The sequence below is a fragment of the Nocardia spumae genome, from assembly GCF_020733635.1.
In the GTDB taxonomy this organism is placed as follows: domain Bacteria; phylum Actinomycetota; class Actinomycetes; order Mycobacteriales; family Mycobacteriaceae; genus Nocardia; species Nocardia spumae.
The window spans coordinates 3,473,614-3,491,810 of sequence record NZ_JAJFZL010000001.1; the positions used below are offsets into that span (position 1 = coordinate 3,473,614).

Below are 18,197 nucleotides of genomic sequence, written 5' to 3' on the forward strand. Positions count from 1 at the left end.
ATCGGACGCGGCGGCGGCATTCAGCGGTGCGTCCAATCGGGCTGTTGCAGATCCGCGACCCGGGTCTCGCGGCCGAGCAGGACGACGTCGCGGAACTGCAGCAGTATCGCGCCCGTCGGTGCGTGTATCGTCATCGCGTCGCCGAGCCGCAGTTGCAGCAGGCGGGTGCCGTCGGGGCGGTCCACCCAGTGGGGCGTGTCGTCGGCGGCGAGGCGATCCAAGGCGACGTAGTGCACGGCGTGCACTTCGTGATTGGGCGTGAGCGGGCCGGGATCGTCGAGGGCCACCACGATCGGGGTGATGGCGAATCCGGAGGCCGCGGGGAAGTCGTCGAGCCGGCCCAGCACATCGTCTCCGGTCGCGGTCAGGCCGATCTCCTCGTGTAGTTCCCGCAATCCGGCCGCCACGGCGGTCTCATCGCCGTCGACCCGCCCGCCGGGGATGGCCCATTGTCCGGCGTTGCGGCCGTGGTAGGCGCGTTTGATCACGATCACGCAGGGGTGTCCGTGGTGTTCGAGCACGCACAGCACCACGGTCGCGCGCCGCATTCCGGGTGTATCGGGAGTCGCCCGAAAGTCGAAGTCGCGCAAGCGCGCCGCGGCGAGGTCGCGGAAATTCTGCAGACTCATCCCTCGATCGTGTCACCAACGATCATCGGGTGATCGATCCGGACCGGCAGCTGGAACATCTCCGAGGCCGATGGGGTGTGATCGTGGGGGCGATATTCGTTTGCCCGCGGGGCACGGGAGTGGATGTAATGGCCGGAATCCGGCGAACTCCGACCGCTTCCCGACCTCGCACGTCGGCCGGTCACCCGGCGGCAGTTCCCGCACCGATTCCGAAACCCCGCTCGATAGAAAGGTTTTCGACGCTGTGAAGCACGAATACGAGGCCACGTTCCCGGCCATCGATGTCGAGGCCGTCCGCACCGCGCTCACCGTGCTGGGTGCTGTGCCGACGATGCCGCGAACGCTGTTGACGCGCAGGATCTTCGACGGTGACGCCGTGGCCCGCGGTGCGTGGGTCCGGTTGCGTGACGAGGGTGCGCGCTCGACGCTCACCCTCAAACAGGTCACCGACGCCACCACGATCGACGGGACGACCGAGATCGAGACCACGGTGGGCGATCCGAACGCCGTCGCCGAGATTCTGGTGCACCTCGGCCTGACCGAGGTGCGGTACCAGGAGAATTACCGTGAGGAGTGGCAGCTGGGCGAGGTCGTGTTCGATATCGACACCTGGCCCGCTCTCCCGACGTTTCTGGAGATCGAGGGACCCGACGAGGCGGCTGTCCGCCGCGCGGCCGAGAGTCTCGGCTTGGACTATTCCGATGCGCGCTTCGGCAGTGTCGACGTGTTGTACGCGAGTGAGACCGGTCGCGACATTCTCGCTGAGCGGGTCCTTCTCTTCGACGAGACGGCGACGCCGCGCTGAACACCGCTCGGGACGGCGGAGGCGGTGTGGCGAGCAGGCTCGGCGCCTCCGAGGCTAGTTGTGGGCAATCGATCGGCGGCGTGGGTGGCGCACTGGGGCCGTGCGGGACCGCCGCGGTCTTGACACGGCGCGGGTCGCGGCTTTGACTAACGTGGAAGCTCGGTCGTACCTGGTTCGATAGCGTTCTGGGAGGTGGGCACATGCATCGCACGACATCGGCCGGCCGGAGACGCCGGCGCGGATCGTCCACAGGACGCGTGGCCCTGTCGGTACTGGCGTTGACCGGAGCGTCCCTGCTCACCTTCGTGGTACCTCAGACGGCCTATGGCGAACCAGTGGCAAACGCCGCCGACACCGGGTTCGCCCTGCCCTTCTCCGGCGCGCCCGCCTACGAGAACGCGGCACCGACGCAGCTGACCGGTCCGGATCAGCTCAACCAGCCGCTGGGCCAGGCCCGGGCCGACGATATCGCGGGCCGGATCGGGTTGCGTCGCGACGACGTGCTGACCGATCAGCAGTACCAGGACCTGACTACGGGGGGCGGCGTCGGCGGCAGCGTCGAGAACGCGCAGGTGATCGATGCGTGTGTCGATATCCTCACGAACACGGTCGGCCGTCCGCTCCACTCCGACGTCGGCGGCCGGCCCACGCCCTCGGTCCTGGCGAGCTACGGGCTGTACGTGAATCCCGGTGGGCTGCTGGAGAGTCCGGCCAATGCGGACGCGCCGACGAGGCAGGTGAACACCTTGATCGCGCCCGGCGGCTATGTGGGCAACTGGTTACGAGACAACGGCGCCACCCGGACGCTCGCTGCCCTCTACCGCTCCGCCTATACCGTGCAAGCGGCCTACGGATTCGCGGCGCAACAGATTTCGGGCCGAGCCCAGTTGGTGACCAACACCAAGGGCGATGTCGGCGCGGTCGTCGGCATGTCGATGGCGCCGCCGCTGTGGATCGTGAACTTCGCCCTGATCTACATCATGAAGCCGACGCTGGCGGCGGACATGCCCGCCTACTGGGCGCCGATTCCCGGACCCGTCGTCGACGCCATCGATGCCAGCCCCACCGGCCAGGTTCCCTACGGCGACTTCGCCTCCTACTTCCGCTGATTCGACGGTGCCGGAGGCAGCGGATCCGGAGGCAGCAGGTATTGCACCTCGGCCGCCGGCACGGCGAAGGCGGCGGTGGCTGTCGCGGGAGGCGGCCACGTGGCCGCGTTGACCAGGGCGTCGTGGAGGACGTGGGCGATCGTCCCGGCACGTTTACCTCGAAGCACCACCTCGGTGAATCCATCGATCAGCGCCTGCTCCGGATTCAGCGGGCTGAAGGTCGACGGTCCGGACCGCAGCGACAGGGGCAGGATCTGCTGCCAAGCCTGCTCACGCGCGCGGAAGCCACCGGCACGGTCCAAGGTGTGCGCGTATTCGCGAACGACCGCGGTGTACAGCGCGCGGTCGGGACGGCGGCGTGGCGATCGCCAGCGGGCGCGCGGGCGAGGTGGTCGGCCCAGGGCCGCTCGGTCCAGCACGATCCAGGCGGCGGCATCGTCGGCGGACCGGTCGGGTACGGGCAGGTTCGAGGATCGCTCGAGCTCCGGATGTGGCGATCCGTCGCGAATCTCGATGCCCCGCAGCGGGATCGGATATGTTCTGACCAGATGATCCACCGCGGACGTGATCTCCCGGGCCAGCCTCGCGTCGACGTCGCCGCGGTCGAAGCCGATCAGCTCCCAGCGGTAGGTGGCGGGGGCTGCCGGATCGACCTGGCCGAGACCGGCGATGTGTGGGTCGGACGCGACGATATCGTGGGAGCTGACGGAGGTGCGGGGCGCGGAGCCGCCGAGGCCGGCCGAAACGGACGGCCCAGCGGGCATGAGCGCCGCCGGCTCCGCAACAGGCGGCGGGACCGGTGGAGTAGCCGGCGGCGCGGATCGGCGAAGGTGGTGTGGGCGTACCGGACTCGGCGGTGGCGGTGCCGTCGCGACGGATGCGGTAACCGGCTTCAACCCCGCCCACGGCGTCGGCTGCGCCCGCGTGCCGGGCCGGTGCACGCCCGGCGAGGGGGTACGTTCCGGTGCGGGCGCCGCTACCGGGGTGTCGTGACCGCCGGTGATCGCCTCGGCGTCGGCGAGTGTCGTCTTCAGGCGCTGAATCGTTCGGGTGGCGTCGGCGACGAGCTGTTCCAATGTGGAAATCAACGAGTGTATTTCGTCCGCATCGGACCCAGACGGCTGAACCACCGGCCTCTCCTGCTCGTAGTGGCCGGTCGCGGGACCGGTCGATACCGGCCGTAGCTTCGCGGCGGCGAGATCACTACTGTCTCATGGCCGGATCGGTCGGTACCGCCACCGATGCAGATAGTTCGCGGCCACCGCCGGCCAGGTGTGCCAACCGGTGGCGGCGCGTCCTATCTTCTACGATCGTGTCGGCTGCCGGGAGCCCGCCGCCCGCGATCCCGCGTGCTGGTCACCGCTTCGCGCCGACGAGCTGCTGGTAGCGCGTGTTGCGGGCCAGCAATTCGTCGTGCGGGCCACTGTCCGTGATTCGCCCGTCCTCGAGGAACACGACGGTGTCCGCTTCGCGGATCGTGGACAGCCGATGGGCGATCACGAGTAGTGCGCACTCGCGTCGCACCGCCTGGATGGTCGCGTTCAATGCCTTCTCGGTCTCGGCGTCCAGCATCGCGGTGGGCTCGTCCAGCATCATGAGCACGGGGCGGCGAATCAACGCCCGGGCCAACGCAACGCGCTGACGTTCGCCGCCCGAGAGCAGAACACCGTGCTCACCCACGGAGGTATCGAGACCGCGGGGCAATCGCGCGACAAGATCGGCCAGTCCCGCGAGCTCTACGGTCCGGGCGAGGTCGTCCTCGGCGAGATCCGGTTGCCGGTATGTCAGATTGTCCCGAAGGCTGCCGAACAACAGTGGCGCGTTCTGTTCGAGCAGACTGATCTCCGAGCGCCATGCCCGGCGCGGACGATCGGCGGACAACCGGCCGTCCAGCAGGATATCGCCGGCATCCGGCTCATAGAACCTGCTGACCAGCGAGAAGACGGTGGACTTTCCCGCGCCCGAATGTCCGACCAATGCGACGTGCCCGCGAGGTGGAACCGAGAAGGTAACTCCCTTCAGTATCTCCCGGTCACCGTAGGAGAAGTGCACTCCGCGGAACTCGAGCGCGAGATTCGCGTTGTCGGCGGGTGACCGGCGTGCCGACATCGCTTGCTGCCCACTATGTTCGCTTCGATCGGCGGTGATGTCGTCGACATCCTCGGCAGGCAATCGAAGCGTGCCCTCGATGCGGTTGAGCGCGCCGAGGGCCTGTTGGAGGCCGACCGAGCCGTTGAAGAGATCTCCGACCGGTACGAGCAGATTCAGCGCGAGAAGCATCATGGTCACCAGACTGCTCAGTTCCATCTGGTCGTTCGCCACCCGGATGCCGCCGACCAGCAGGGAAACCACGAACGATCCGGTCACCGCCAGATGTGTCGCCGGATTTCCCCATGCCTTGAGCCGAGCGGCGCGAACACCGGCGGCGAACGCCGCCCCGGCCAACTCGGCCAAGCGCTCGTGCTCACTGTGCTCGGCGTTGTTCGCCTTCACCGTGCGTACTCCGTTGAGCGCGCGTTCGATATCGGCGGACAGCGCGCCGACGCTCTCCTGCAAGCGATTCGAGGCCATCTCGATCCTCGTCATCACCAGCAACATCGCGGCGGCGGCGGCGCCGACGGTGACGATGACGACCGAGAACAGCAGCCAATCGAGATAGATCATCACCGCGACGGTCCCGATCAGCGTGATCATCCCTGTCAGCAACTGGACCAGGCTGGACGCGACGGCATTACGGACGACCGTCGAGTCGACAGTGACACGGGAGATCAGGTCCCCGACCCGCAGGGACTCGAGAGTGGGTATCCGCAATCCGAGCAGATGCCCGGTCAAGCGGTTCCGCACGGACAGCAGCAGGGACTCACCGGACCGCTCGAGGATGTAGAGCCCGCTGGTGTCGACCACGGCGTACAGCAGATAGGACCCCACCAACGCCGCGAGCGACCATCCGATCGCCGTCCCGGAGGCCGCGTTCCGGACGACCTGACCGGCCAGCAGCGGTTGCACCAGGGTCAATCCGGTGCCGAGGAGTAGCAGCGTCGTAGCCAGAATCAGCGAATTGCGCTGTGGTGCGATGAGTCTGAGCAGAGCTCCGGCTCGGCGCGGCCACGAATCGCTGTGCCCGGTGTCAGCGCTGCTGTCGGTCGACATCTCCACCCACGTTCGTTTGCGGGCCGACTACGATCAGCCGGCTGAATGTAGACATGCTTCCTGCCTCGCCGACGAGCCTGCCCTCGGCTTCGACCCACGCGTGCGCCGCGAACGGCAGTTCCGTTCGCACGCCGACGCACCAGGTCGTCCACGCACCGTACCGTCGGCTCAGCAGGGTGGTGCCCACAGATCTTTCGTTCCCCCACAGTGTTGTTGGTGCGATGTCGTTCCGGGCTCGACGAAGGTTCGCTCGAGGTCGCGTAGCCAGAGCTCGCAGGCGATGGTGGTGAACATGGTGCCCTCCTCCAATTCGAACGAACTGGGCCGGGCGCACAGGTCCGCGAGCTTCTTCGAGTCGACGAGGCCGATATCGCCGAGCCGCGATTGTTCCCACAGGGCTACGAGTTCGTCTCGGTGCTTTCGCAATCCGGCTTCCACATCGTTGGAGCCGTCGTCCTTCGTCTGGCGCCGCAACACCGAATCGGGAACGATGTCGCGCATCGCCGCCGCGAGGAGCGGCTTGTAGGTCCCCGCGCTGACCCGATGCTCGACCGCGACGGACAAGGCCGCGGTGATCACGCCGTCGTCGAAATGGGGTGCCGCCAGCGGCGGCCCGCCCGCGGCCATGGACAGGCGGTTCAACACCGCCGCCGTCCGCGCACCCTCGATGTTCGTCGCCAGTTCGAAGTGGCGGCCGCGTCCGGGCGCCACTGGTTCGGTAGCCGACGCCATCCAGAGAATGCCGTGCCGTATCGCCTCGCGAGCTGTGCCGGTTGCCCAGAGGGGCGTCGACGGAACGATCGCCCAGCATGGGTTTGCGCTTGTCGCTTACGCCGACGACAGGATCGGAATTCTTCCACCGGGTATGGAAATCGGACGGTTCGAGCGCGCTGTAGAGGAGGTCTCGCATACGCCATCCGCCGAGAGCGCCGAATGCCCGCAGTCCCCGCCACGCCGTGACCGGACGGTGCCGGAGCAGATGGCGATAGCGGGCGGGTGCGCCGCTGAAGACATGGTCACCGCCATGGCCCGTCAGATGCACACGCGGGCCGAAGGTCGCGGCCAGCCGGGTGAGTGCGCCGACCCGGCTTCTGCCGACGATCAGCGGCGACGGTTCGTTCAACCAGGTAGGACCATCCGTCGATCCGGCATATGTCAAGGGCAGCTTCGATTCCGGCAGAATCCTGTGCTCCAGTTCCGGAAAGCGCAGCGCCCGGTCGAGGTCCTCGTTGGCGGAATCGCGACCGCGAGCGGTCAGCAGCGTGATCCGCGCCGGTCCCCGCGCGGCGAGGAAGCTGACCGATGTCGAGTCGTAGCCGGCGCCGGACCGCGTGCGCCCGTCTCGGAGGTCTCCTGCGGGATCGGCTCGAGCGGATGCGCGGCGAGGGCGTGCACATCGAGCTGTCCGCCACCGAGGTGATGCGGCGCGTGGCCGCGACTGCTCGAGGCCGGTGCGGCGGCGGTCTTCCCGACCGGCACCCCGCTGGAATCGCTGGTGACCGAGATCCGCGCACTGACCGGCACTCCCGCTCCCGCACCGGAATCGAGCTGATCGGCGCCCGATCGGCGTCGTCCACGGCCGGAGGTCACGAGGTGGCCGCGAGCGAGCGTCGGCCCGGTCACGAGGGGCGGTCGGCGCGCCGATTCCGTCCGCGCCGGCTCGGGCATTTCGGACCGATACGCCGATGCCCGGTCGCTCTGACCGGGCGTCGGGCGACCGCCTGTGATGAACTCGTGCCCGTTTTCACAGGTTGAACACGGTCCGGACTGACATAGTTGCGGCAGGTGGTTCCGTTCGGGCAACGCGCGCTTGTCGAGGCTCAAGTGGTCGTCGGCGTGAGTGAACGGAACCACAGTCGGCAGGGGCAGTCGAGGAGGTCGGCCGTGCACACAGCGGTGACGACGGCAATCACCCGGCGTGAGCTGATGCGGCTCACCGGGATCACGGCGCATTCGGTGAGCCGGCGCGGTGGCAGATCACTCAATGCCGATGCGGTGTCGGGGTATATCGACTCGGCGGTCGGCCGCAGCGCCTTCGCCGTCGCCGACGGGATCGGCGATCATCTGCTGGCCGCTCGCGCGGCCCGGACCGTGGCCCAGGTCGCGGCGCGGGTGGCCGTGGGCGGCAGCGCGGTGGCGGGACTGCTTGCCGCACAACAGCAATTGCTGCGTGAGTTTCCCGAGCCCTCGGCCGACAGCGTGATGGTCGTGGCCGTCTGCCCGACCCCGGATCGCGTCGACGGGCCCTGCGATATCGCCTGGGTGGGCGATTGCCGGGCCTACCACTGGAACGGGCGGGTGCTACATCAGGTCACCAGCGATCACACCGTCGCCGAGATGATGAATGCGCGCGGCATCGCCGTCGCCCCGCGGATGCATCACATGGTGACGACCTCGGCGCGTACCGTGCGCGCCGACGCGATCGGCCACGGCGTCACCGGTACCGGCACCGGACGGTGGCTGCTGAGCACCGACGGCGTCCACAAGACGCTGGCCATGACCGAGATCAAGCAGATCCTCGCCGACTCCGACTCCGCCGCTTCCGCCGCCGACGCATTGGTCGAGGCCGCGATCACGGCGGGGGCCACCGACAACACCACCGCGCTGGTCTTCGATCACCGGTGATCCGGGATCGCCCCGGCCGCGGCGCTCGCCAGGACCCGCCGCAGCGGCCACGGCAGTTCGCGGAACAGCGCCGACATCGCCACGACGGTGCCGCGCAGATCGGAGCGTCCCGACAGGTAGGCCCGCTGCCGCGCGGGCGGCAGCGCGAAGAAGGTATCGAAGAACACCGGAATCTCGTGCGGCGGCAGCGCCAGCAGCGCGCGCAGCCCGGCTGTACGCAGGATGTGCACCAGTCGCGCGGAAGGGGACCACAGCGAACGGCCGCGGGCGACCGAGTCGGCGGCCGACAGCGTGGCCGCCAGGCTGTATCCGGTCGCCGGGTGCAGCAGGGCGCCGGCAGCGCCGAACGCGTTGTCGCGAGGACGGCCGCCCTCGAGCGGGAACCGCACGCGCTCGACCGCCTCGACGGTGCCGAATTCGATTCCCCGGCAGCGCAATCGGTACGCGAGGCGGCGCCGCAGGTGTTCGGGGGACAACGCCGGCCGCCCCGCCAGGCAGGTCTCCTCGTACAGGATCCGGCCACCGCCGAGGGGGATCGTGTACAGGAAAGACGGGATCTCGTCCGCGGTCGCGCCGTTGTCACGGCACCAGTCCATGAAAACGGCAGGGGGATCACCGTCGTCGTGGACCACGATGCCGTACGCGGTCTGCTCGGCCCGCCGCGGTGCCCGGGCGAGGCCGCGCGCGTCGACGACCCGGCCGCCGGTGAGGGTCGTTCCGGAGGCCAGCAGTACGCGGCCGGGCCGCTCGATGCCGGTGACCCGGTCGGCGAGCACGCGGACCCCGGACAGATCCAGGCTGTCCTGCAGCGCGGCGGTGTCGAACACGTCATAGGCGCGCGGCAGGGTGAACCAGCGCGTGCCACGGGCGCGCGGATGCGGCACCGTCGCGGCCACCACCTGCGGTGCCAGCCAGTCGGGGAGGTCGTCGGCCCAGGCCGCGTAGGTGGCCTGCCACCGGCGGCCGGGATGCGGATCGATCGCCGTCACAGCCAGTCCGAGGCGGGCGGCGCGATGGGCCAGCGCCCGCCCGGCAGGGCCCAGTCCGCAGACGATCAGATCCGCACTCACCCGGCTATTGCAGCAGATGGGCACCGGTGGGCGGACGCCCGGCGTATCGCAAGGGGCGCAGTGGGTCCGGTAGGGTCGACGGACGATGCCCGGGGGGACGAACCGCGGAGGGTGCTGCCCCGGGATGTGGAAGGTGGCAGCAGATGACATATCCCCCCGGCTCCGGGCCCTACGGTAGCGGCCCGCAGCAACCCCACGAGGGAGGCTGGGGCCATGACCCCGGCCGGCCGGGGTCCGGCTGGGATGCCCAGCCGACGGGGTGGGAGTCGCCGTCGTGGGATCACCAGCCCGCGCAGCCGATGTGGGAACAGCCCGGCTACGGCGGCTACCCGCCCCCGCAGCCCCCGAAGAACAACAGCGGGCTGATCGTCGGCATCGTCTTCGGTGTCATCGCCCTGCTGGTGATCGCCGGCGGTATCGCCGTGGTCGCCACCCGGGACTCCGGCACCGAGAACCACGCCGGGGCGTCGAGCACTCCGGCACTGGTACCCGCCAGCACCGAGGCCGGGACGACCAGCGCCGCACCGTCCACCTCCGCGCCCGGCACCAGTGCGAAACCCGGCACCTCGGGTCACATCAGCTACCAGGACTACGGCAAGGACTGGAACTTCAAAGCCGGCGATGTGGAACTGCACGCCGACTGGGTCGAGGGCCGCGACCACCCGACCTGCTCCGATATCGAGGTCGGCGGCAAGTTGACCGGATTGGGCTGCCAATACGCGGCCGAGATGGTGTATCGAGCCGAGGGCGGGTCGCTGATGCTGACCCAGTTCATCCTCGGGATGTCGAGTGCGGATGCGGCCGAGGCGGCGCCGGGGCAGTACACCGACGCCGACCTGAAACTGCGGCCCGGCACCTATGTCGACCACTTCGCGGTCGGTAAATGGAAGGACGACGCCGAGAAGGAGTATCTGGTGGTCACCTTCGCGACGGCCACCACATCGGTCGACGAGGAGACCGCCAAGAAGTACCTCAAGTACCGGCACGGCGATATTCTGGGCGCCCTCGCCTTCCGCTGATCAGATGCCGCCGGTGGCCAGCAGGCCGCCGTCGACCCGCACCACCTCGCCGGTGATCCAGGACGCCTGATCGGAGACCAGGAAGCCGACCAGCGCGGCGACATCCTCCGGAGTGCCCAGTCGCCGCAGCGGATAGGTCGCCGCGACGCCGTCCTCGTCGTCGGAGATCAGCGCGTCGGCGAATTTCGTCTTGACCACGCCGGGAGCGACCGCGTTGACGCGGATCGTGGGACCGAGCTGCCATGCCAGCTCCTCGGTGAGCCGGATCAGGGCGGCCTTGGACGCGCCGTAGGCGGCGATGACATCGGTCGACCGCAGTCCGGCCACACTGGCCAGATTCACCACCGCGCCGCCGTGCTCACCCATCCAGGCCCGGTAGGCCTGCTGCACGTAGCCCAGCGCCGCGACGACGTTCACATCGAAGATCTTGCGTACGGCGTCGAGATCGGCATCCATCAGGGGCCCGTACACCGGATTGATCCCGGTGTTGTTGATGAGGATGTCGAGCGAGCCGAATTCGTCGACCGCGGTGGCCACCTGCTCGGCGCGTGCCGATTCGTCGCCCGAATTGCCCGCGAGCGCCAGCACTTTCCCGGGATGACCGAGCGCGCGCAACTGCTCCGCCGCGGCCGCGAGCGGTTCCGGCTTGCGGGCGGTGATCGCCACGCTCGCCCCACGCCGCAACAGCTCGGCCGCCACGGCATGCCCGATACCGCGACTGGCGCCACTGACCAGCGCGCCCTTACCCAACAGATCCTGAGTCATACGACGGCACCTTACTCAGCGAACCGAGCTGCGCCGGCCTGCCCCGCGCGCCCGCGCGCCCGGGTGCACGGGGGATCGCCACTGCGTACCGCGTGCTCCTGGTGGGCCGGCGGAGGGGCGGCCGACTCGTTCGCCCCGATACGAAACATCCGGTGGCGGTAGTGCGATCTGTCGAATGTGAGTATCAACGGCCTGTCGGTGGCCCAGCAGCGAGCGGCGCTTCGCCGGCTGGTGGTGGTCTTCGGTGAACTGAACGCGATCGTCGAACTCGCCACGAGCGAGGCCTCGCCCGAACTGCGTGTGCGGGCCGAAGCGGCCCGAGATCTGTTGGGCGAGCTGGTCGCCGAGGTCGCGGTGCCGGGTCGTGACCGCACGTGCGCGGCCGCCGCGGTCGATCCGCCGTCGATCGCGTCCCGGGCGCGGTACCGGGTCGGTCGATACACTCGGCCGATGCTGCGTTCTCTGCAGTGAGAAGCGTGCTTCCGCGGTGAGGCGGGGTGGCCGCTGGTCGGCCGCGGTGCGGGCTCGCGGGCGTCGTCTCGTGCCCGGTGATCCCGGTCCTGCGGGAATCGTCCTCGCGCACAGCGGATTCCATGTCAGCGGGCATCGGATCGGCCGGCGCGCCACGGTCGCGCGCATCGCGGTCGCGGTTGTAGCGCGCTGTGGCCTGGCGCAGGTCCTGGGGGGAGGGGCGTCGATGGGTCGGGGTGGGCCATGGGTCGCCTTCGCTGTTCTCGTGCCGACGACCACCGCCGGCGGCGCACCCGGTGGGCGAATCCGCCACCGGACCGCGGCGCGTCGCACGACGCTGGGCGACGGCCGCGGAATCGAGGGTAACGATTTTTCCCGATCGGGGAAAATAGTTCGGCGGATTTCTCGGTCCGGGCGCGAGCCGACCGGCGCGGATAGGATGGGCGATCGGTCCACGGACGAAGGCCAGGCAGGAGTGTGTGATGGCGTCGAAGGTCGCCGGGCAGCGTCGCCGGCCCACCCAGGAGCGGGCCAAGGCCACCCGGGAGCACATTCTCGACACCGCCGCGCGGCTCTTCGGCGAGCGGGGCATCGTGAACACCTCGACCAATCGGATCGCCACCGAGGCCGGTCTCAGCATCGGCACCGTCTACCGCTACTTCTCCGACCGCACCGTCATCGTCGAGGAATTGCTCGCCCGCCTGCTCGAGAACGTCGAACGACGGGCCACCGAGCGGGTATTCGATCTGCCCGACCTCACCACGCACGAGCTGACCGCCCGGCTGCTGGGCTCCATCGCCGAGGAACTGGTCGCCAACGCACTGCTGGTGCGCGCGCTCGTCGCGGGCGTGCAGTTCTACAGCAGCGGAATTCCGGAATTCGAACCGCGTCTGCGCCTGCTGATCAAGGTGATGCTGATTCAGATGCTCGGCCCCGGCGACGACCACGAATTCGATGTCATGACCTTCGTGCTGATCAACACCGGGTTCTCCGCGGTCCTGCGGGCATCGGCGGTCGAGGTCGACGAACAGCAGCGCCGCGAGGTGATCGATGTGACCGCGCGGATGATCGGCGACTGGATCGATGGCGAGGCCGTGCGTCGGGCTCCGGAGGCGGCGGCGTCACGAAAATGAGCGGTCGCCACGGACATCGGCGATCGCGGGGGCTCCCGCCGCGCCCGGCCTCGTATCGTCGCTGCTGATCGAACCCGGCCGGGCGCGCGCGGAAGCGGAGTAGAAGGTGAGCGCGGGCTCGCATTATGTTCGGTCGACGGCGGCACCACCGTGAGTGTGGCATCGGGCGCCGCGCCGAAAGAGGGGTTGAGGTGGCAGGTCGAGTCCCCACGAGCCGCTTCGCGCGCGGCCGATCATTGGGCCGGCTCGCTGCCGGGCAGGCTGTTCGTGGCGTCGGAACCCGCCTCGCCATGGTCGGGCGGACCGAGCAGGCGCGCCGGCTGCTGGCCGAACGGTCGACCCTGCAGACCGCGCAGCAGCTGGTGACCGTGCTCGGCGGTATGAAGGGCGCGGCCATGAAACTGGGCCAGATGCTGTCGGTGCTGGACTTCGAACTCGTGCCCGAGCCGTATCGAGATCAGTTCCGCGACAAGCTCGCCCAGCTGCGCGATCAGGCTCCGGCGGTCTCGTTCGACCGGATGCGGACGGTCGTCGAGGAGGATCTGGGCCCACTGGGGCGGATCTTCGCCGACTTCGACGAGACGCCGATCGCGGCTGCCTCGATCGGCCAGGTCTACCGGGCGACGCTGCGCGACGGTCGCGCGGTCGCGGTGAAAGTGCAGTACCCGGGAGTGGACGACGCCATCGAGGCGGATATGCGCAACCTCGCGATGTTCGCCCGGCTGTGGAAATCCTTCCTGCCCACCGCCGCCGACACCGCGGTGCTCGACGAGATCTCCCGGAATCTGACCGGTGAACTGGATTATCCACGGGAGGCGCGCACCCAGCACCTGGTGGCGCGACGCTATCGCGGCCATCCCTACATCACGGTCCCCGACAGCATCGGGGAGTTCTGCGCGCCACGGGTTCTGGTGTCGGAGTACTTCGACGGGCAATCGTTCGATCGGATCCGGACGCTGGCGGCGCCCGAGCGGGACCGGATCGGCGAACTCGTCTATCGCTTCTACGTCGGCTCGCTGTTCGTCGATCACGAATTCTGCGGAGATCCGCATCCGGGCAATATGCTGCTCGGCGCCGACGGCCGGCTCGCCTTCATCGATTTCGGCCTCTACAACCGGATGGAACCGGCACATGTGGAGCTGGAGCGCGCGGCGTTGTGCGCGGCGGCCGAATATCGCGCCGAGGATCTGCACGACATGTGGTCCGAACAGGGCATCATCGACCCGGGACATGACGTGGGGCCGCAGGAATGCCTGGAGTACACCTGGGCGGCGGCGGGGTGGCATCTGCTCGACGAACCGATCACCATCACCTCCGAACTGGCGACCGGCGCCTTCGTGCTCGCCGTCGATCCACGCACCGCGGAGTTCCGCGGTATGCGCCACCAATTGCTGCCGCCCGAGCATCTGTTCTCGCGGCGCGCGGACTTCTACACCGTCGGGGTGCTGGGACAGCTGGAGGCCACCAACAACTGGCATCGGATCGCGCGGGAGTGGCTCTATCACGAGCCCCCGGTCACCGAGATCGGACAGGCGTCGAGGCAATGGCGACGCGACCGCGTCGACCCGCGTTGACCGGCCTCAGCGGGTGAATACGTCCGTCACGAAGCGCGCGATCACCGCGGATGCCTCGGCCGGATCGAGATCGTCACGCGCCAGGTGAAGCAGCAGGCCCTCGACGAGGGCCAGTAGTCCGCGCGCATCGCGTCGCGCCGTGCCGAGGGGGCGGTGGGTGCGCATCCGGATGGTCTCGGCGATCGCTCGGGCGAGCCGATCGGAACCGGCGGACAACCGCGCCGACATCTGCGGATTCCGCGCGGCCGCGCCCACCACGGTCAGCCAGGCCATCACCTGGATCCGCCCGACGTCGTCGGCTACCGGCGTGCCGGGAGTCGCGCCCGGGATCATGCTCTGAAGCACGTGGCGCACAGTAGATTCGGCCTGCCGTGGGTCGGCGAGGGCGGTGAGCTGATCGACGAGCCGCGCGTCGAGGACATCGAGCACTCCGCCGACGGCGTAGTCGAGCAGGTCGTCCATGCCCGCGAAATAGTGTTGCAGCGAGCCCAGCGACAGCCCCGCTTCGGCGGCGACCCTGCGCAGGCTCACCGCGCTCCAGCCCTCGCGGTAGGCCACCCGCCAGAGGGCGGCGGCGACCTCGTCGCGACGCTGTCGGCGGTCGACGATCTTCGGCACCGAACCTCCTTTTTTTAGTACAGTGACTTATATCAGAATGGGTTCGATCGAAGGGGGCGCTGGTGAGTGTCGTCGTTCGCGCGAAGTGCGGTGCGGTACGGGGGGAATCGCGGCAGGGGCACTCGGTGTTCCTGGGCATTCCCTATGCCGCGCCATTGGAGGGCGCCCGCCGCTTCCAGGCGCCGGCTCCCGCGCGCGGCTGGGATGGTGTGCGCGATACGCGGACGTTCGGCTCCTCGGTTCCCCAGCCGATTCTCTGGCATCCCGGCGACGATCCGGAATGCCTCACCGTCAATGTCTGGACTCCCGACACCACGTCCTCGGGGATGCCGGTGCTGGTGTGGCTGCACGGTGGCGCGTGCCTGGGCGGCACCGCCGCCACCACCGATTTCGACGGCGCGGCCTATGCCGCCACGGGCATCGTCGTGGTCACGGTGAACTACCGGGTGGGATACGAGGGATTCGGCTGGGTCGACGACGCACCGTGCAACCGTGGCGTACTCGACCAACTCGCCGCACTCCGATGGGTGCACGAGAACATCGCCGCCTTCGGTGGTGATCCGGGCGCGGTGACCTTGATCGGACAATCGGCCGGCGCCTCGTCGGTGCTGGGGCTGATCGCCGATGACGTTGCGCCGGAACTGTTTCGGCGCGGTATCGCGCAGAGTCCGGGAAAGATCTTCGTTCCCGCCGACGAGGCCCGCGCGGTGTCGGCGATGATCACCTCGAAGCTCGGCGTTGCCGCGAAAGCCGATGCGCTGGCCGCGCTGGCGCCCGAGAGGATTCACGCGGTGCAGATGGCGCCGGTGGCGATCATGTCGAGTGAGCCGGGACGCTGGACCCATCCGAACGCGCCCTACTCTCTGATCGTCGACAACGAACTGTTCGACGCGCCACCGTGGACAGGCCGGCGACAGCGACTATCCGGAACGAACCGAGAACTGATCTGCGGGTTCACCACGGACGAGGCGCGGATGTTCACCGTCGACGCCGACCTCTCGGGTATCGATCCCCTCGACACCGCTCGTGGGTGCGGCCTGGACGCGGATGCGGTTCGCGACTACCGCGCCGGACATCCCGGCATCACCGACGACGACCTCCATGCCCTGATCCTGTCCGATGCCCTGTTCCGGATCCCGGCGCTGTGGTGCGCGCAGGCCCACGCCGAGACGGGCGCCGCTACCTACCTGTACGAATTCGCGTGGCCGAGCCCGGCGCGCGACGGCGCGCTGCGCGCCTGTCACGGCCTCGACATCCCCTTCACCTTCGACACTCCCGGCAGCCCGCTCGCCGCGAGTCTCATCGGTGCGCGGATTCCGTCCGACTTCGCCGCGTTGTCGGCGGCGATGCGCGATGCCTTCACCGCATTCGCCGCGACCGGCGATCCGGGGTGGCCACGATTCGACGACACCGATCGACTGCGCCGGATCTGGAGCACCCCACCCGCACTGGGCGGCGAGTCGCTGGCGATCTCCGGTCGGATCTGGCTGGGCGAACGGCCCGTGCCGAGCCGCCGGGACGCCGCGCACGAGTCGCTCAGATGACGGTGCCGATATCGCCGGCGACGATGTGGTCGAGGGCTCGTTCGGCTACCGCGGCGATGGTCATCGACGGGTTGCACGCGGCGGTACTGCCCGGGATGAGCGCTCCGTCGAGGACATAGAGCCCGCGGGTGCCGTGGACCCGGCCCTCCAGATCGCAGACCGAGCCCATCGCCGCACCGCCGAGCGGATGCCAGGTGCTCGGCATCGCCAGATTCGTGTCGAGCACGGTGCTGCCGGGGCCCGCGATGGTGTGGACGCGCGCGGCGATGCGTTGCTGCAGTTCGGCGTCGCCGTCGGCGGGCCAGAACAGTCCGACGTCGTCGGTGGCCGAATCGTAGGCGAGGTGGCCGCGACCCTGCGTGATGCCGAAGCCGACCAGCATCGTGGAGTGCGCGTCGAGGCCGGCCGGTGGAATCGACGCCTGGATCACCGTGTTGGCGGTCGCGGGATCGTCCCATTCCTTGCTGCCGTAGACGACCGGGCCGCCCTGCTGGGTGCCGAAGTCGTCGGCGAGGCTGGTCCAGGTGAAGATGCGGTCGCCGTTGTTGCCCCAGTTGCTGCCCAGACCGTCCGGCAGATCCGGAATCTGCTTCTTCGCGGCGGCCCGCAGCAGCAGTTTGGTGGTGTTGATACTGCCCGCGGCCATGATCAGCGCCGTGGATGTGAGGATCAGCTGCTCGACCACCGTGCCTGTGGGGTCGAGGCGATCGACGTGGATCTGCCAGCGGCCGTCGGACGTCCGCGCGATATCGGTGACCTCGTGCAGTGTGCGCACCGTGGCCCGCCCGGTGGCCTCGGCCTGGGCCACGTAGGTGACATCGACCGAATGCTTGCCGCCGTTGTTGACACCGAGTGCGCAATCGCCGTTGGTGTAGGACGGTTTCATCTCTCCGCGCAGCTCGCGCAGCGCGAAATTCCAGTCGATCGGCATCGGGATCTTCGACAGTGGATAGCCGGCCGCGGTCACATTGCGGGCGAAAGCCCGCGACGGCAGATAGGTGGGGCTGTCGATCAGCTCGTCGGGGGCCACGGCGGCACCGAGCATCCGGGCCACTCGCGGATAGTGGTCGCGGGCCATCGTCGAATAGTCCAGTTCGGGCGGCAGGACCGTATTGAACGCGGCCTCGGTCGGCTGCAGGGTCATCCCCTGGTAGACCAGCGATCCGCCGCCCACACCGGCAGCGCACACCGCTGTCATGTTGTCGCCGACGACCGCCTCGAGCAGTCCGGTGTAGCGCCCGACCGATACCGGCCGGCCCAGGACCTCGGGTGCCGAGCGGTACCACAGCATCCGTTTGTCCGGGCGCGAAGGATGCGGGAAGGTGTCGGCGTTCGGGCCGGTCGGCCAGCGCATTCCGCGTTCGAGCACCAGCACATCGACACCGGCTCGAGCCAGGCGCAGTGCGCTGACTCCGCCGCCGAAACCGGATCCGATGATGACGACGCGATGGTCTTGCCTGGTCAGCGGGACCGACGTCCGACGTCTCCCGGTGCTCATCCAGGGCTGGGCGCTCGCGGTGGCCGCGGTGGCCAGGGTCAGTCCGGCCGCGGTCGCGCCGACCAGGAACGAGCGTCGCTTCATCGGGGGCATGCACACTCCATACAAGACCTACAGGTACGTAACCGGCGTCGAGCGGCTCGGCCTCACCGACTGCGGAAGGGGGGCGAGCTGCTCGACACCCAAC

General features: G+C 68.9%; 17 protein-coding genes and 2 pseudogenes. 9 read left to right on the plus strand and 10 right to left on the minus strand.

The annotated features are described in order from the left end of the window. Positions 1-20: 20 nt before the first annotated feature. Entirely contained in the window at positions 21-629 is a 609-nt protein-coding gene (locus tag LKD76_RS15545; RefSeq protein ID WP_227982041.1) for an NUDIX hydrolase, read from the minus strand. 244 nt (positions 630-873) lie between these two features. Here LKD76_RS15545 and LKD76_RS15550 point away from each other — a divergent pair, with 244 nt between their 5' ends. Beyond that, on the plus strand, positions 874-1,434 hold the full coding sequence (locus LKD76_RS15550) for a class IV adenylate cyclase (RefSeq protein WP_227982042.1): 561 nt from the start codon (positions 874-876) through the stop codon (positions 1,432-1,434). 200 nt (positions 1,435-1,634) lie between these two features. Further along, a complete protein-coding gene (locus tag LKD76_RS15555) occupies positions 1,635-2,543 on the plus strand; it encodes a hypothetical protein (RefSeq protein ID WP_227982043.1) in 909 nt (302 codons plus the stop codon). Here the strand turns inward: LKD76_RS15555 and LKD76_RS15560 are convergent. The 5 genes and pseudogenes from LKD76_RS15560 to LKD76_RS32340 form a co-directional block, all read right to left on the minus strand. Further along, on the minus strand, positions 2,531-3,619 hold the full coding sequence (locus LKD76_RS15560; RefSeq protein ID WP_227982044.1) for a hypothetical protein: 1,089 nt from the start codon (positions 3,617-3,619) through the stop codon (positions 2,531-2,533). The genes LKD76_RS15555 and LKD76_RS15560 overlap by 13 nt on opposite strands. A 280-nt stretch (positions 3,620-3,899) precedes the next feature. Then, the gene (locus LKD76_RS15565) at positions 3,900-5,693 is read right to left on the minus strand and encodes an ABC transporter ATP-binding protein (RefSeq protein ID WP_227982045.1); all 1,794 of its coding nucleotides are present in this window, start codon (positions 5,691-5,693) and stop codon (positions 3,900-3,902) included. Continuing rightward, a complete protein-coding gene (locus LKD76_RS32335; RefSeq protein WP_227982046.1) occupies positions 5,671-5,880 on the minus strand; it encodes a lasso peptide biosynthesis B2 protein in 210 nt (69 codons plus the stop codon). Before LKD76_RS32335 ends, LKD76_RS15565 begins: the two co-directional genes overlap by 23 nt. Further along, positions 5,862-6,425 (minus strand): asparagine synthase-related protein, encoded by a 564-nt coding sequence (locus LKD76_RS31870; RefSeq protein WP_255660092.1) that lies wholly within the window; start codon positions 6,423-6,425, stop codon positions 5,862-5,864. Before LKD76_RS31870 ends, LKD76_RS32335 begins: the two co-directional genes overlap by 19 nt. A 94-nt stretch (positions 6,426-6,519) precedes the next feature. Beyond that, a pseudogene (locus LKD76_RS32340) lies at positions 6,520-6,852 on the minus strand (asparagine synthase-related protein); the annotation flags it as partial. 273 nt (positions 6,853-7,125) lie between these two features. Here LKD76_RS32340 and LKD76_RS15580 point away from each other — a divergent pair. Next, positions 7,126-7,245 (plus strand): annotated as a pseudogene (locus tag LKD76_RS15580) (methylmalonyl-CoA mutase); the annotation flags it as partial. Between the two features lie 332 nt (positions 7,246-7,577). Then, complete coding sequence (locus tag LKD76_RS15585) at positions 7,578-8,318, plus strand: PP2C family protein-serine/threonine phosphatase (protein WP_227982047.1); 741 nt, start codon at positions 7,578-7,580, stop codon at positions 8,316-8,318. Here the strand turns inward: LKD76_RS15585 and LKD76_RS15590 are convergent. Next, positions 8,309-9,388: a lycopene cyclase family protein gene (locus tag LKD76_RS15590; RefSeq protein WP_227982048.1), complete on the minus strand. Its 1,080-nt coding sequence runs from the start codon at positions 9,386-9,388 to the stop codon at positions 8,309-8,311. The genes LKD76_RS15585 and LKD76_RS15590 overlap by 10 nt on opposite strands. A 143-nt stretch (positions 9,389-9,531) precedes the next feature. Between LKD76_RS15590 and LKD76_RS15595 the strand changes: the two genes are divergently transcribed. Next, the gene (locus LKD76_RS15595; protein WP_227982049.1) at positions 9,532-10,407 is read left to right on the plus strand and encodes a hypothetical protein; all 876 of its coding nucleotides are present in this window, start codon (positions 9,532-9,534) and stop codon (positions 10,405-10,407) included. Here the strand turns inward: LKD76_RS15595 and LKD76_RS15600 are convergent, their stop codons facing one another. Beyond that, entirely contained in the window at positions 10,408-11,172 is a 765-nt protein-coding gene (locus LKD76_RS15600; protein WP_227982050.1) for an SDR family oxidoreductase, read from the minus strand. A gap of 177 nt (positions 11,173-11,349) precedes the next feature. Here LKD76_RS15600 and LKD76_RS15605 point away from each other — a divergent pair, with 177 nt between their 5' ends. From LKD76_RS15605 to LKD76_RS15615, 3 genes are all read left to right on the plus strand, one after another. Then, on the plus strand, positions 11,350-11,643 hold the full coding sequence (locus tag LKD76_RS15605) for a hypothetical protein (RefSeq protein WP_227982051.1): 294 nt from the start codon (positions 11,350-11,352) through the stop codon (positions 11,641-11,643). Between the two features lie 482 nt (positions 11,644-12,125). Further along, complete coding sequence (locus LKD76_RS15610) at positions 12,126-12,776, plus strand: TetR/AcrR family transcriptional regulator (protein ID WP_227982052.1); 651 nt, start codon at positions 12,126-12,128, stop codon at positions 12,774-12,776. Positions 12,777-12,967: 191 nt separating this feature from the next. Then, complete coding sequence (locus LKD76_RS15615; protein WP_227982053.1) at positions 12,968-14,350, plus strand: ABC1 kinase family protein; 1,383 nt, start codon at positions 12,968-12,970, stop codon at positions 14,348-14,350. A gap of 6 nt (positions 14,351-14,356) precedes the next feature. On the opposite strand, the gene LKD76_RS32165 is transcribed toward LKD76_RS15615, so the two are convergent. Next, positions 14,357-14,968 (minus strand): TetR/AcrR family transcriptional regulator, encoded by a 612-nt coding sequence (locus LKD76_RS32165; protein WP_227982054.1) that lies wholly within the window; start codon positions 14,966-14,968, stop codon positions 14,357-14,359. A gap of 62 nt (positions 14,969-15,030) precedes the next feature. Between LKD76_RS32165 and LKD76_RS15625 the strand changes: the two genes are divergently transcribed. Next, positions 15,031-16,512, plus strand: coding sequence for a carboxylesterase/lipase family protein (locus LKD76_RS15625; protein WP_227982055.1), 1,482 nt, complete (start codon positions 15,031-15,033; stop codon positions 16,510-16,512). On the opposite strand, the gene LKD76_RS15630 is transcribed toward LKD76_RS15625, so the two are convergent. After that, complete coding sequence (locus LKD76_RS15630; RefSeq protein ID WP_227982056.1) at positions 16,505-18,103, minus strand: GMC oxidoreductase; 1,599 nt, start codon at positions 18,101-18,103, stop codon at positions 16,505-16,507. The genes LKD76_RS15625 and LKD76_RS15630 overlap by 8 nt on opposite strands. Between the last annotated feature and the right edge of the window lie 94 nt (positions 18,104-18,197).

What these genes read in the sequence shown, in the direction of transcription:
- LKD76_RS15545 (WP_227982041.1), bottom strand. Translation starts at nt 629, where the DNA reads ATGAGTCTGCAGAATTTCCGCGACCTCGCCGCGGCGCGCTTGCGCGAC.
- LKD76_RS15555 (WP_227982043.1), top strand. Translation starts at nt 1,635, where the DNA reads ATGCATCGCACGACATCGGCCGGCCGGAGACGCCGGCGCGGATCGTCC.
- LKD76_RS15565 (WP_227982045.1), bottom strand. Translation starts at nt 5,693, where the DNA reads ATGTCGACCGACAGCAGCGCTGACACCGGGCACAGCGATTCGTGGCCG.
- LKD76_RS31870 (WP_255660092.1), bottom strand. Translation starts at nt 6,425, where the DNA reads ATGGCGTCGGCTACCGAACCAGTGGCGCCCGGACGCGGCCGCCACTTC.
- LKD76_RS15595 (WP_227982049.1), top strand. Translation starts at nt 9,532, where the DNA reads ATGACATATCCCCCCGGCTCCGGGCCCTACGGTAGCGGCCCGCAGCAA.
- LKD76_RS15600 (WP_227982050.1), bottom strand. Translation starts at nt 11,172, where the DNA reads ATGACTCAGGATCTGTTGGGTAAGGGCGCGCTGGTCAGTGGCGCCAGT.
- LKD76_RS15610 (WP_227982052.1), top strand. Translation starts at nt 12,126, where the DNA reads ATGGCGTCGAAGGTCGCCGGGCAGCGTCGCCGGCCCACCCAGGAGCGG.
- LKD76_RS15630 (WP_227982056.1), bottom strand. Translation starts at nt 18,103, where the DNA reads ATGCCCCCGATGAAGCGACGCTCGTTCCTGGTCGGCGCGACCGCGGCC.